General features: G+C 44.9%; 11 protein-coding genes. All 11 read left to right on the top strand.

The features are described from left to right. Positions 1-10 precede the first annotated feature (10 nt). The 11 genes from rseP to ribF all read left to right on the top strand — a co-directional run bounded on the left by rseP (position 11) and on the right by ribF (position 14,678). On the top strand, positions 11-1,267 hold the full coding sequence (gene rseP / locus R8389_RS04685; RefSeq protein WP_317636886.1) for an RIP metalloprotease RseP: 1,257 nt from the start codon (positions 11-13) through the stop codon (positions 1,265-1,267). Between the two features lie 35 nt (positions 1,268-1,302). Then, entirely contained in the window at positions 1,303-3,003 is a 1,701-nt protein-coding gene (locus R8389_RS04680; protein ID WP_317636885.1) for a proline--tRNA ligase, read from the top strand. A gap of 5 nt (positions 3,004-3,008) precedes the next feature. Further along, a complete protein-coding gene (locus R8389_RS04675) occupies positions 3,009-7,316 on the top strand; it encodes a PolC-type DNA polymerase III (RefSeq protein WP_317636884.1) in 4,308 nt (1,435 codons plus the stop codon). A 106-nt stretch (positions 7,317-7,422) separates the two neighbouring features. Continuing rightward, the gene (rimP, locus tag R8389_RS04670; protein WP_317636883.1) at positions 7,423-7,896 is read left to right on the top strand and encodes a ribosome maturation factor RimP; all 474 of its coding nucleotides are present in this window, start codon (positions 7,423-7,425) and stop codon (positions 7,894-7,896) included. An 18-nt stretch (positions 7,897-7,914) separates the two neighbouring features. Then, the gene (nusA, locus tag R8389_RS04665) at positions 7,915-9,138 is read left to right on the top strand and encodes a transcription termination factor NusA (RefSeq protein WP_317636882.1); all 1,224 of its coding nucleotides are present in this window, start codon (positions 7,915-7,917) and stop codon (positions 9,136-9,138) included. An 18-nt stretch (positions 9,139-9,156) separates the two neighbouring features. After that, complete coding sequence (gene rnpM, locus R8389_RS04660; RefSeq protein WP_317636881.1) at positions 9,157-9,453, top strand: RNase P modulator RnpM; 297 nt, start codon at positions 9,157-9,159, stop codon at positions 9,451-9,453. Positions 9,454-9,455: 2 nt separating this feature from the next. Further along, positions 9,456-9,767: a L7Ae/L30e/S12e/Gadd45 family ribosomal protein gene (locus R8389_RS04655; protein ID WP_317636880.1), complete on the top strand. Its 312-nt coding sequence runs from the start codon at positions 9,456-9,458 to the stop codon at positions 9,765-9,767. A 4-nt stretch (positions 9,768-9,771) separates the two neighbouring features. After that, positions 9,772-12,411 carry a translation initiation factor IF-2 gene (infB, locus tag R8389_RS04650; protein WP_317636879.1) on the top strand — a complete coding sequence of 880 codons (2,640 nt, stop codon included), beginning with the start codon at positions 9,772-9,774 and terminating at the stop codon, positions 12,409-12,411. An 18-nt stretch (positions 12,412-12,429) separates the two neighbouring features. After that, positions 12,430-12,792 (top strand): ribosome-binding factor A, encoded by a 363-nt coding sequence (locus R8389_RS04645; RefSeq protein WP_317636878.1) that lies wholly within the window; start codon positions 12,430-12,432, stop codon positions 12,790-12,792. Positions 12,793-12,832: 40 nt separating this feature from the next. Further along, positions 12,833-13,726: a tRNA pseudouridine(55) synthase TruB gene (gene truB, locus R8389_RS04640; protein WP_317638253.1), complete on the top strand. Its 894-nt coding sequence runs from the start codon at positions 12,833-12,835 to the stop codon at positions 13,724-13,726. 19 nt (positions 13,727-13,745) lie between these two features. Next, on the top strand, positions 13,746-14,678 hold the full coding sequence (gene ribF / locus R8389_RS04635; protein WP_317636877.1) for a riboflavin biosynthesis protein RibF: 933 nt from the start codon (positions 13,746-13,748) through the stop codon (positions 14,676-14,678). The last annotated feature ends 88 nt before the right edge of the window (positions 14,679-14,766 follow it).

The following is a 14,766-nucleotide window of genomic DNA, read 5'->3' as shown; positions in this document are numbered from 1 at the left end:
GAGAAGATAATTGAAGGGTATACTGATTTTTTTAGTCGTCTTTGGCTTGTTGGTTTTTGTGCATGAATTTGGCCACTTTATTGTTGCCAAAAAATGTGGTATTTTGGTGCGTGAATTTTCGATTGGGATGGGGCCAAAATTGTTGCAAATCAGACGCAATCCCACCACTTATACGATTCGCTGGTTACCTCTGGGCGGCTATGTGCGCCTTGCCAATAAGGATGATGAAAGTAAAATCGATCTCGGGACGACGGTTATCCTGCAGCTGAATGAGCAAAAGCAGGTGGTCAGGATTGATGCTTCAGAATCGGATTTACCTATTGAGGGTATTCCTATGCAAGTTACTCAGGTTGACTTAGTTGATGATCTGACAATCACCGGTTATGAGAATGGCAATGAAGAAAATGAAGTCACTTATCAAGTAGCCCGCAATGCGACGATGATTGATCAATCAAAGACTGAACTCGTTATTGCGCCGCGGGACACCCAGTTTCAGGAAGCCAATGTCTGGAAGAAGTTGGCTACTAATGTGGCCGGTCCATTGATGAATATCATCTTAGGTTTTGTAGTGTTCATGATGTGGACTTTTACAGTTCCGGGTCCGGCCACTACAACCATCGGTAAGGTTGTGGCGGATTCGCCAGCTGCGGCTGCTCATATCGAAGCAGGTACCAGGATTGCAGCCATTAATGGGCATAAGACCATGAACTTTGATGAGATCTCACAACAAATCGACCAAAGTAAGGGTAAAACCCTAAAAATAGACCTGGTCAAGGCTGGTCGCACTGAAAGGGTTAATGTCCGTCCCCAAGCCGTTAAGGTGCAAAAGCAGACGGTCTACCAAATTGGTATCCAGGCACGTGGAGATGAGCGTGCTAGTGCAAAGGCTAAGCGGGGCTGGGATACGGCAGTGTCGACAACGGGAATGATTTTTAACGCGGTCGGTGGTTTATTCAGACACTTCAGTCTAAATAAGTTGTCTGGCCCGGTAGGTATTTACTCCCAAACTTCCCAAGTGTCACAGATGGGTTTTTCTTATCTGCTAGCCTTTTTGGCGATGATTTCAATTAATTTGGGGATTGTCAACTTGATTCCGATTCCCGGTCTTGACGGGGGCAAGTTCTTGCTTAACCTAATTGAAATTGTCCGCGGAAAAGCAATTTCTGAGGACCATGAGGCAATGGTAGAGCTGGTTGGCTTTGGCTTACTGCTAGTCTTAATTATTGCGGTAACCGGTAATGATATCTACCGCTACTTTATTAAATAAAATTTTTAAAAACCACTGTTCGTGAGGAGAAAATTATGCGTCAATCTTTTTTATTTATGCCAACTTTGAAGGAAGCACCATCGGATGCAGTCGCTGCAAGCCATAAGTTAATGCTGCGGGGAGGCTATGTCCGCCAGGTGACTGCTGGTGTGTACGCATACTTACCGTTGGGCTTCCGGGTACTGGTCAAGGTTCAACAGATTATGCGTGAAGAAATGGCTAAGATCAATGTGCCAGAGATGATTATGCCGGAATTGTTACCCGCCACGCTTTGGGAAGAATCAGGTAGGTGGCAGAAGTATGGCCCCGAGATGTTCAAGCTGAAAGACCGGCACGACCGCCAAAGCATGCTAGGGCCAACTCACGAAGAGACTTTTACTGAAATTGTGGCGAAAGGTCTTAAAAGCTATAAACAAATGCCGATTGCGCTTTACCAAATTCAAAATAAGTTTCGTGATGAGAATCGACCGCGTTTTGGACTTTTGCGTACCCGTGAATTCATTATGCTTGATGCCTATAGCTTTGCCGCCACGACAGCACAATTAGATCAGCAATTTGATGATGAAAAGCAGGCGTTTGAGGCTATTTTTCAGCGCTGCGGAGTCAAAGTGGTGCCGGTAATTGCTGACTCGGGAACAATGGGCGGTAAGAATTCAACCGAATTCCAAGCTCCAGCAGCAATCGGTGAAGATACCATTGCCACTAATGAAACCGGCACGTATTCAGCTAATTTGGAAATGGCAGTCAGCCTTGATACCTTCACGCCAGACCAAGAAGCGGCTGCCGAACTTAGTGAGGTAGCCAGTCCGGAACAAGAAACGATTGCCGAATTGGCGGACTTTTTACAGGTACCGGAGACTAGAATAGTTAAGAGTGTCTTGTATATTGTGAATGAAGCAGAACACGTGTTAGTTTTAATTCGCGGCGACAAGCAGATTAATGAAGTTAAACTCACTCACTTGCTTGACGCCGATGCTTTGCGAACAGCAACAGATGCTGAGCTAGAGGCAATTACTGGAGTTCATAAAGGTAGTGTAGGTCCAGTTAAAGCAGATTGGGCTGACCAAATTATTGCGGATGACACTGTCAAGGACCTGACTAATGTAGTTGTGGGGGCTGGCAAGGACGGTTACCAGTACAAGAATGCTAATCTCAACCGTGATTTTCAGGTAGACCACTATGGCGATATCCGGGTGGCCAATGAGGGTGAACCAGATCCCGTTGATCATTTGCCGCTGCAATTTACCACCTCAATTGAGGTTGGTCACATTTTTAAACTGGGTACTTATTACACCAAAACAATGGGGGCTGACTTCCTCGATCAGAATGGCAAGGCCCAACCGGTGATCATGGGTTCATACGGAATTGGTGTTACCCGGTTACTATCGGCGGTGATGGAGCAGCACCTCACTAAGTTTGGAATAGCTTGGCCAAAAGAAATTGCTCCCTTTGCTATTCACATTGTGCAGATGAAGATGAAGGATGATAAGCAGACTGAACTAGCCCAAGCTTTGGAACAAAAATACGGGGCCCGCTATGACGTCTTGTATGATGACCGTAATGAGCGGGCTGGCGTTAAGTTTGCGGACGCTGACCTGGTTGGTGCGCCGATTCGGATTACTATCGGTAAAAAAACCGCTGAAGGTGTTGTGGAAGTTAAACGCCCAACCGATGAGCGGGCGGTTGAAGTAACAACCAGTGAATTAGCTGCTTTGATTAATAAAGAGTTAGGATAATTTTCGTGACTAATAAAAACGAACTTTTCTTACAACTTTTGCAACAAATTAACTTTCCTGATCAGTTTGAGGATAACGACTTGCTGCAACAAGGTGAAATTGAGAACGTGGATGTGTACGCTAAAGAACATAGGTGGGATATTCATGTTCTTTTTACTACACCGTTGAAATTCGCCACTTATGATGCTTTGAACAAGGCGATTAGTGCTAACTTTTCGGCTTTTGTAGAAACGCGCTTGTTTGTTCGATCTCAAGATGGTGCGGATGAATATTTATGTGAATATTGGAACTATGCCGTGCAGCATTCGCAATATTTACAGCAGGTAGCCCGCGAATTCATCTCCAACCATCAACCTAAAAAAGACCAGGGACGCTGGATCATTCCGGTTGATAACCTGGTTGTAGATGGGCTGCTAGAGCAAAAAATGCTTGATCAATTGGCCGAAGAAATGCGTAATTATGGCTTTTTTAACTTAAAATTTGTCACGGAGATCGACGAAGCTAATTCACAAAGTAACCTAGCCAGTCTGCAACAACTGCAAGAAGAGCACGAGCAGATTATGCAGGAGGCCTATAATGCGGCACCTCCCAAAGAAAAAGTGAAATCGCCGTCATACCCCACCAAAAAAACCCGCTATGGCAACCGTAAGCTAGATGAAAAGTCACCTGTTACCCAGATTAAGGAGGTAACTGACGGTTCGCGTAACGTAGTTATTGAGGGAAATATTTTCAACGTCAGCACGCGTGAACTAAAAAATGGTTCAATCATTTTTACGGGTGAGATTACCGATTACTCAGATTCAATTGGTTTTAAAAAGTTTGTCTCGGACAAAGAACAGATGAAGAGCATCAGTGACTTAAAGCCAGGCGTTTGGGCTAAAATGCAGGGAAGCGCAGCTGAGGATCAGTGGGACCATGACGTTGTGTTCAATATTTCCGCCTTTGAAGTAGTTGAACACCTGGGTCGGCAAGAACAATATACTGGCACCACCAAACGAGTCGAATTGCACTTGCACACCAATATGAGCCAGTTAGATGCCACCAATACGGCAACTGACTATGTTCAGGCAGCCAAAAAATTTGGGCAACAAGCAATTGCCATCACTGATCATGCTGACGTTCAGGCCTTTCCTGAGGCTTACAATGCAGGCAAAAAGAACCAGGTGAAGATTATTTATGGCCTTGAGGCCAATATGATTGATGATCATGCCCTGTTAGTCCTTAATCCGGCACCACTGACCTATGAAGATCAAGAATTTGTAATTTTTGACGTTGAAACGACCGGTCTTTCCTCAGTCTACGATACAATTATCGAAATTGGAGCGGTTAAAATGAAAAATGGTGAGGTCATTGAACGCTTCGATGAATTCATCAATCCACACCATCCGCTAAGTGAACAAACCATTAACTTGACTTCAATTACTGATGAAATGGTCAGTGCTGCAGCTGACGAGGAGGTTGTCATCAAGCAGTTTCAAGCCTTTTATGGTGAGCGGCCGCTGTGCGGCCACAATGTGCAATTCGATCTTGGTTTCATTAACGCTGCCTTGCGCCGCTCTGGTCTAGCAGAAGTTATCCAGCCAGTGGTTGATACACTAGAAGTATCACGTCTTTTGCACCCAGAACAGACGCGGCATACTTTGGACTCATTGGCCAAGAAGTACAATGTGGTTTTAGAGCACCATCACCGGGCCAATCAGGATGCCGAGGCTACTGGTTATTTGATGTTTAAGCTGTTAGATGCTTTTAAAGAAAAATTCGGTGAAGATGACCTCGGCAAGATGAATGACTATGCAACTCGCGGGCAGGTCTTTAAGCGCGCCCGCCCCCAGCACATGACTATCTTAGCCCAAACCCAAGCTGGTCTTAAAAATATGTACAGACTGGTATCACTGGCTAATACGGAATACTTTTACCGTATTCCGCGAACACCTAAGTCTGACTTAGTCAAGAATCACGAGGGACTGCTATATGGATCGGCTTGTTCTGAGGGTGAGGTCTTCATTGCAATGATGCAAAAGGGCTATGATGAGGCTCGAAAAAAGGCGAAGTTTTATGATTACTTGGAAGTTCAGCCGCCGGCTAACTATGCTGAATTAATTGCGGACCACCTAATTGCGGATGAGGCGGAATTGGAAGAAATTTTGACTAATATCTACAAATTAGGTAAGGAGTTAGGTAAGCCAGTTGTGGCTACCGGAGATGCGCACTATGTAGAAGAGCACGATGCAATTTACCGGACAATCTTGGTTTCTGCGCAAAGAAGTAACCCCAATCGCAACAAAAAGCAGCCTGATATGCATTTTTACACTACGCAGGAGATGTTGGCTGCATTTGACTTCTTAGGAGCAGCGGCGGCAAAGGAGATTGTGATTACCAATCCTAACCAGCTCGCGGCCTCAACCGCAGAGATTGCTCCGATTAAAGACGGGCTGTACCCGCCGCACATTGAAAATGCAGATGAAGAAATGAAGCGCTTGACCTATGACAAGGCGCATGAACTATATGGGGCTGAGTTGCCAAAAATTGTTCAGGATCGGCTTGAAATGGAACTCCACTCGATTATTTCGAATGGTTATGCCGTTATTTACCTAATTTCGCAGCGTTTGGTTGCCAAGTCCAACAAGGACGGCTACCTAGTTGGTTCGAGGGGGTCAGTTGGTTCAAGTCTGGTGGCCACAATGTCGGGCATTACCGAAGTTAACCCGCTGGCGCCGCACTACCGCTGTCCTACTTGTAAATATTCGCAGTTTTTTGAAAACGGTGAATATGGTTCCGGGTATGATTTACCTGATCAAAAATGCCCTGAATGCGGTAGTAATTTGGTTAAAGATGGACAGGATATTCCGTTTGCGACCTTCTTAGGCTTTCACGGGGATAAGGTGCCCGATATTGATTTGAACTTTTCGGGTGACTACCAACCAGTTGCCCATAACTTTATCCGAGTAATGTTTGGTCCGGGGAATTCATACCGGGCAGGCACAATTGCCACGGTTGCGGACAAGACGGCTTATGGCTACGTTAAGCATTATGATGATGAAAAAGAACTGAACCTGCGGCGCGCCGAACTTGACCGGTTGGCTGCTGGTGTAACTGGAGTTAAACGGACAACCGGCCAGCACCCTGCCGGAATTGTGGTTGTACCCGATGATATGGATATCTATGACTTCACTCCGGTGCAGTATCCGGCGGATGACGTCGATGCGGCTTGGAAGACGACGCACTTTGATTTTCATTCGATTCACGACAATATTCTTAAGTTCGATATTCTGGGGCACGATGATCCGACGATGATCAGGATGCTACAGGACCTTTCTGGTGTTGACCCGCTGACCATTCCACCGGATGATCCAGGCGTGATGTCACTGTTTTCTAGCCCTAAAATTTTGGGGGTAACGCCAGAACAGATCGATTCTAAAACGGGCACACTGGGTGTTCCTGAATTTGGAACTAGGTTTGTGCGGGGCATGCTGGAAGAGACCAAGCCAACGACCTTTTCAGAGCTGCTACAGATTTCTGGGCTCTCGCACGGAACCGATGTCTGGTTGGGCAATGCTGAGGAATTGATCAACAATAAGACCTGTGTGCTGAAAGAAGTAATTGGTTGTCGGGACAATATCATGATGGACTTGATTCACTGGGGGGTGAAGCCGGAAGTAGCGTTCTCGACGATGGAATCCGTAAGGCATGGCCGCGGCATTAGCGAAGAGGACATGAAAGTGTTACAGCAAAACGACAAAATTCCTCGCTGGTATATTGAATCCTGTCTTAAGATTAAGTACATGTTCCCCAAAGCCCATGCCACAGCCTATATCTTAATGGCATTACGGATCGCCTGGTTTAAGGTCTACTATCCGGAGATCTATTACACTGCCTACTTTTCCGTGCGTGCCAGTCTTTTTGACCTGGTAGCCATGAGTCACGGCAAGAATACCGTGAAAAAGGCGATGGCCGATATTCAAAAGCAGGGCAATGATGCCTCGGCCAAGGATAAGAGTTTATTGACAGTCTTAGAAATTGCTAATGAGTGTTTGGAACGGGGCATCAAAATTAAGATGGTCGATATTAAGCAGTCAGAGGCGTTGAACTTTAAGATTATTGATCAGCACACGATTTTAGCTCCCTTTAACGCGGTGCCAGGACTTGGTAATAATGCTGCTAAGCAAATAGTAGCGGCGCGAGCTGAGCAGGAGTTTTTGTCTAAAGAAGATCTGGCCCAAAGGGGTAAAGTTTCACAGACAATTATGGAATACCTAGAGGATAATGGTGTGTTGACAGGGATGCCTGACCAAAATCAACTCTCCCTCTTTTAAAATTTTGCAGATTAAGAATAAATGTGATATACTTCTTGAAGAAGTTCGAATAAATAATTCGGAGTGAGCAGCTTATGCTCACTCTTTTTATTACGGAGGAAAGTACTTGGCGAAAGTTGCAGATTCTGTTCTCGCTGAAATTAGTTCCATTGTTACCGCGCGTAATGATGATCTGGTTGATGCAGAATACGTAAAAGAAAAGGGTCAAAATTATTTAAGAATATATGTTGATCGTGAAAATGGAATTGACATGGATGAAATTGCAGGCTTAAGCGAACTAATTTCGACTAAGCTAGATGCAATCAGACCCGATCCCTTTCCAGATCCTTACGTTTTGGAATTGTCTTCACCGGGTATTGAGCGACCGCTTAAAACCGCTAAAGATTGGGAAAAGGCGCTGGATAACTACGTTCACGTTGGTCTTTACCAAAAACTTGATGGTGAAAAGGAGTATGAGGGGACACTTAACTCATATGATGACGATCAAATTGAGTTGGAAATAAAGATCAAAACAAGCAGGAAAAAGTTATCCATTCCGCGTAAGTTAGTTGCAAGCATTCGTTTTGCAGTTGAATTTTAGAAAGGCCGATTAAAACTTATGTCTAAAGAAATGCTAGAGGCGTTCACGACTTTAGAAAAAACTAAGGGAATTAAACAGGACGTTATCGTTGAAGCAATTAAGGCAGCTTTAATTGCAGCTTATAAGAAAAACTATAACCAGGCCACCAATGTGGTAGTCGAGTTTGACGAGCGCAAAGGTGACTTTAAGCTGATGAGCGAGAAGGTTGTGGTTGAAGAAGTTCATGACGACCGGCTTGAGATCAGTCTGAAGGATGCCTTAACCATCAACAAGGCTTATGAACTTGGTGACAAAATCCGCTTTGAAGTTGCTCCCAAAAATTTTGGGCGGATTGCTGCACAAACCGCCAAGCAGGTTATTATGCAACACTTGCGGGAAGCGGAAAGAAACCATATTATTGATGAATACTCACAATATGAGGATGAATTAATCACTGGTACGGTTGAAAGGCACGATAATCGCTTCGTTTATGTTAAAATTGGTGATGTCGAAGCGGTGATGCCTCGTAATGATCAGCTGCCCAATGAAAATTATCATCCCCAAGATCAAATTCGCGTGTTGGTAACCCATGTGGGATCTGATTCTAAGGGTGCACAAATTACGGTTTCCAGAACTGCACCGGATATGGTCAAGCGGCTCTTTGAACAAGAAGTTCCAGAAATTTTTGATGGGACGGTGGAAATTGTTTCGATTGCTCGCGAAGCTGGTGACCGGACTAAGATTGCGGTTAAGTCTAACGATCCTAGTATTGATCCGGTCGGCACTTGTGTTGGCCAACGGGGTGCACGGGTTCAAAATGTGGTCAACGAACTTGACGGCGAAAATATTGACGTTGTTAAATATGAAGAAGATCCATCTGATTTTATCGCTAATGCCCTTAATCCAGCGGAAGTTATCGCTGTGCAGTTTGGCGATGAAGAAGATGAGAAGAGTGCCTTGGTGATCGTTCCGGATTACCAGCTGTCTTTAGCAATCGGCAAGAAGGGCCAAAATGTGCGCTTAGCAGCCCGGCTGACGGGTTACAAGATAGATATTAGACCCGAATCTGAAGTTGAATTTGTTGATGAAGACGTTGAGGAAGTCAACGAAGAAAACGAAGCAGCGCTTGGTGAGACTCAAGGCACAGAGCTGGCAGCAGAGACACCTGATGAAGCAGTTGATTTGACTGCTGCTGAAGACCAGGTGCAGGACGAAGAAGCTGATCTGGCAGAGGTTGAAAGTAGCAATACTGACGAAGAATAGGCAAGGGGTGAGTTCTTTTTGAAAAAGAGGAAAATTCCAATGCGAAAAGATTTACTGACTAATACCATGCAACCCAAGAAGGAATTAGTTCGTATTGTAATCGACAAGGAAAAAAAGGTCGCCGTCGATCCCACTGGTAAGCAGTCGGGGCGTGGTGCCTATGTTTCGCTTAATCCAGAAGAGATTAAGCGGGCTCAGAAGAAGGGCGTACTTGAGCGCAGTCTGGGTGCAACTGTGCCAGAATCATTTTATGAAGAACTATATTCCTATGTTGACCATCAAAAGGCTAGGAAAGAATTGTTTGGTGATCAGTAAATTTGCAAAATAGACAAAAGGCATTAAATTTGCTAGGGCTAGCAGAACGAGCAGGGAAGCTGGTTTCAGGACTAGAGCTAGTCTTGCTAGGCTTAAAAGCAAAAAAAGTAAAAGTAGTTATTTTGGCTAATGACAGTCATGCAGATACCAGCGAAAAGGTTACTAGGCTCGCTAAACAGAATGATATAGAAATCATTTCTAACTTTACTAGCAGTGAAATCTCGCATGCCGTGGGCAAGCAGCGTAAGGTAGTAGGACTGACCGATACCGGTTTCTTCAAAGCATTAGTACAAAAGATTAATGAAGGAGTGTGATTGGATGGCTAAAAAAAGAATTTATGAAATTGCAAAAGAACTAGGCATCGAAAATAAAGTTGTGGTCAATAAGGCAAATGAGCTTGGATTCGATGTTAAGAACCATATGTCATCACTAGAAGATTCGCAAGTGAGTCAATTGAAGGGTACTTTTAATAACCCCACTCCTGTAAAAAAACCAGCAAAAACCGATAAAAAGGGCGGTAAAATCAAGATCTCTGTAACCTCAATCCGAAAAAATGAGAAAAATCAGGATGACAGCAAAAAAGAGCGGGACAACGGTCATAACAGAAATAGGCGGTCAAATCGGTCGCGGTCTAGACAAGACCAGGCCCGTCAAGAAACCACTTCAAAGCAAGTACCAAAAAGTCCTAAGCCGGCCGCCCAAGACTTGCTCAAACAGTTAAAACAAAAGCAACGTGTTGACCAAAGCACGATGACCCAACCGGCCGCAGAAACACGTAAGTTAGATAATGAGGACAAGCAAACGCCAAAATCCAGTGAACAGACCAAACCAAGCCAGCATACCGTCAAGCAGGTAGCTAAGACCGAAACAGGATCAGCGACCGTCTCTGGTCCTAAAATCATTAAGCCATCACCAGCTAGAATGAAGTCGAGTCCAGAAGTCGCTCCAGTTTCAAAGGTTGAAATGGCTAAGACTAATGGCGGACCTGAGCCTGTCAAGGAAGACAAGCGCCGCGGTAATGGACATAATACGCGTAATTTTGGCAAGCCGGGCCGGAAAGGAAGCAATCAGAACTTCGGTGGCAATAATAACTATGCCAAGCATCAAGATAAGCGCAAGAATAAGAATAAGAAGCGGCAGTTTGATCCAATTCCTAAAAAGCAACCAACTCAGAGAAAAGAACGTCCTCTGCCAGATGCATTAGTTTATGAAGTTGGGATGAATGCCCAGGACTTAGGTAAGCTTTTGCACCGGGAACCAGCCGAAATTGTGAAGAAGCTGTTTATGTTGGGCGTAATGACCAATCAAAACCAGTCGCTTGACAAGGACGCGATTGAGCTCGTTGCTGCTGAATACGGAATTGACGCACAAGAAAAAGTTCATGAAGATATTTCTGATATTGATAGCATGTATGATAAGCTCATGGATGAGTCAAAGCAGTCCAAACATCAGGTTAAACGTCCACCAGTTGTGACCATCATGGGTCACGTCGACCATGGTAAGACAACCTTACTTGACCGCTTACGCCATACTCACGTTTCTGCGCATGAAGCAGGTGGAATTACTCAAAAGATTGGTGCCTACCAAGTAAGGATTGATGATAAGCCAATTACCTTTCTGGATACACCAGGCCATGCTGCCTTCTCTAACATGCGTGAACGCGGTGCTGAAGTTACTGATATTGTTATTTTGGTTGTTGCCGCCGACGACGGGGTCATGCCGCAAACTATTGAGGCGATCGACCATGCCAAAAGTGCTAAGGTGCCAATTATTGTAGCAATTAACAAGATGGATGCGCCTGGTGCCAATCCTGCCCACGTCACAGAACAATTAATGAAGTACAACTTGATTCCGGAAAATTACGGTGGCGAGACCATTTTCGTTAACATCTCTGCTAAAACAGGTGAAAATGTTGACGAATTATTGCAGATGATCTTACTGCAGGCAGATGTGATGGAACTTAAAGCTGACCCTACTCAAAAGGCCATTGGTACGGTAATTGAGGCCCACCTATCGCGGGGACGTGGTCCCGTTGCGGACTTGCTCGTGCAACAAGGTACGCTTCATACCGGTGATCCAATCGTTGTTGGTAACCGCTTCGGGCGCGTGCGGGTGATGACGAATGATCGTGGTCGTCAAGTTGAGAAGGCTACCCCATCGATGCCGGTTGAAATCACCGGACTAAATGATGTTCCAGAATCTGCTGATAAGATTGTAGTCTTTGATGATGAAAAGACCGCGCGCAGTGTCGGTGAACAACGGGCCCAAGCAGCTTTACAACATGCACGTGAAAACGTGCAGCACGTGACGTTAGACAACCTGTTTGACACGATGAAGAAGGAAAACATGAAGGAAGTCGGCGTAGTCTTAAAGGCCGATGTTCAAGGATCAGCTGAGGCTTTGCAACAATCACTTGAAAAGATTGAAGTTGAAGGTGTCCGGGTGAACATCATTCACGCTGGGGTCGGAGCGGTTAATGAATCGGACGTTACGCTGGCTGCTGCTTCAAATGCCTTTATCATTGGCTTTAACGTGCGTCCAACTGCCACCGCCCGGTCTCAAGCTGAAGCCGATGGGGTCGACATTCGCTTATACAGCATCATTTATAAGGCAATTGACGACGTGAAGGCAGCTATGCAAGGAATGCTTGAGCCAACCTATGAAGATAAGGTCGTTGGTAACTTGACGGTGCGTGAAACTTGGAAAGTTTCTAAAGTTGGCACAATTGCTGGTGCTTTTGTTGATAATGGCTACGTCTCACGTGATTCAGAAGTCAACCTCATTCGCGATGGTGTGGTTGTCTATACTGGTCAGGTGGCTTCACTTAAGCGGTTTAAGGATGACGTCAAGATAGTCAAGCAAGGTTTCGACTGTGGCTTGACGATTGAAGGGTACAATGACATCAAGGTCGGTGACGAACTTGAAGCAGTTGAACAGCAGGAAGTAAAGCCTAAGTAATTATCCTGGGAGGAAAACATGAAGCATAGAATTGGTCGTGTTGAAGGAGAAATCCTCCGTGAATTAACTAAAATTTTGCGGAAAAATATCCGTGATCCACGTGTCAATGATGTTACCATTACGGCGGTGGAATGTACTAATGACCTGTCGTATGCCACCATCTATTACAGTATTCTGTCTGAAGATAGGCAAAAAGAAGAAGAAGCTGCTGCTGGTTTAGAAAAAGCAAAAGGAATGATGCGGCACTTGCTTGGACAAAGCTTGACCGTTTATAAGGTTCCTGAATTAATTTTTAAACGGGACAACTCAGTCAAGTATGGTAGCAAAATTGATCATCTGATTGCTGAACTAAAGAAACAGGATGCGGATCGTAACAATTAAGCAAAGCGCTGTTTAGCGCTTTTTTAATGGGCAAGGTAAAATAATGAATGGAATTTTAGTAATTGATAAGGATAAGGGCATGACCAGTAGTGATGTGGTCTGCCAGTTACGGAAAATATTGCATACCAAAAAGATTGGCCATGCAGGAACCTTAGACCCTGATGTAACCGGTGTTTTGCCAATTGCAGTGGGCCAGGCCACCAAGTTGATTGAGTTAATGCATACCAAAGGCAAAGAATATGAAGGAACTGGCATCTTAGGCTTTGCGACCGACTCGTATGACGTCAGCGGAACAGTCTTAAACGAAAAAAAGATAACCAGTGCAGTGTCCGCTGATGAACTTAAAAAGGCCATGCAAAAATTTGTGGGTACGATTGAACAAGTGCCGCCAATTTATTCTGCAGTTCGGGTTAAGGGCAAACACCTGTATGAATATGCGCGGGCGGGCATTGAGGTAGAGCGACCCCGTAGACAAGTAACGGTTTCAGCGTATGACTTAGTTGGCGCGCCAACCTTTGATGAGCAGCGCGGCCAAGTCACTTTTAACTTTAAAATTGCCTGCAGTAAGGGTACCTATGTGCGCTCACTGGTCAATGATTTGGGAACGGCACTGGGCGTTCCGGCAGTGATGAAAAGTTTGCGCCGCACGGCTAGCTCAGGCTTTGACCTCAGTCAGGCTGTTAAACTTGATTTCATAGCTGCCAATCCAGCACAGGCCCCAGACTTTCTCCAACCCCTTGACCTTTTTTTTAAGGATTACCAGCAGGTTGAACTTAGTGCCAGTCAGTGGCTTAAAGTCAACAATGGGGCGGCCATTACACTAAAAACGAATGCAAAAAAGGTGGTCTTACGGTACAATGGTAGGGTTAAGGCAATTTATCAAAAAGATGATTATAACTACCGTCCTGAATTAATGCTTTTACAAAATAATTAGGTGAAATGAAGGTCTTATCGTGCAAATTATTCATTTAACTTATCCGCTTAAAGAAAATCTTATCCCGGGACCAATTGTGCTGGTACTGGGCTTTTTTGACGGAGTTCACCGTGGTCATCAACAATTGATTAAGATTGCGCAAGAGCAGGCCAAGCAGAAGGGGCATCCACTGGTCGTGATGACTTTTAACGGCCATCCCAAAGAGGTATATCAAAAGGCAGAGGTAACTTACATCGATAGTTTGAATGAAAAAGCATATAAAATGCGCAAGCTTGGGGTGGACTATTTGCTGGTGATGCATTTCAATGATCGTTTTAGCAAGCTGACCGCCCAAGAGTTCGTCGACCAGATTGTGGTTAAGCTGCAGGCGGATACCGTAGTGGCTGGGTTTGATTATACTTACGGGCCCCGAGCTGTCGCCAACATGAAAAACTTTCCCCATTTTGCTAAGGGGCGCTTTGATATTATCGAAGTTCCCCAGCAGTCATATGACGGTCAAAAGATTGGGTCGACCGAAATCAAGGATGCGATAAAGGCTGGTGAAATGGCACTGGCGACCGAATTGCTGGGAACGCCCTATGCAATGACCGGAATCGTTGGCCATGGTCTGCGTAATGGTCATAAACTGGGCTATCCGACGGCTAACTTGGTATGGACTGAGCACAAGGTTGTGCCGAAGGTTGGGGTTTATGCCACCAAGACCAAGCTTAAGGGCAAGTGGTACGACTCAATGACCAGCGTAGGCTACAATGTGACCATTCAGGAAGGGCGGCAAATTTTTATCGAATCTAATTTATTTGGATTTGATGAAGAAGCATACGACCAAGAAATGGTAATTAAATGGTACAAGTACACGAGGGGCGAAATTAAGTTTGCTAATTTGGCAGAATTACGAGCCCAGATGGCCAAAGATGAGGCGGAAATCAAGGCATATTTTGCTCATCGCCACTAGTCTAATGATTTTATCGGAAAAAATTTAGCACTCGGCTTGACTTTCTGCTAAATACTAGTATCATAATAACTGTTAGCACCTGTTTGAT

It is taken from the genome of Lactobacillus xylocopicola (genome assembly GCF_033096005.1).
GTDB classification, from domain to species: domain Bacteria; phylum Bacillota; class Bacilli; order Lactobacillales; family Lactobacillaceae; genus Lactobacillus; species Lactobacillus xylocopicola.
The sequence above is the reverse complement of the archived record's forward strand: the minus strand, read 5'-3'. Positions and strand labels throughout refer to the sequence as shown.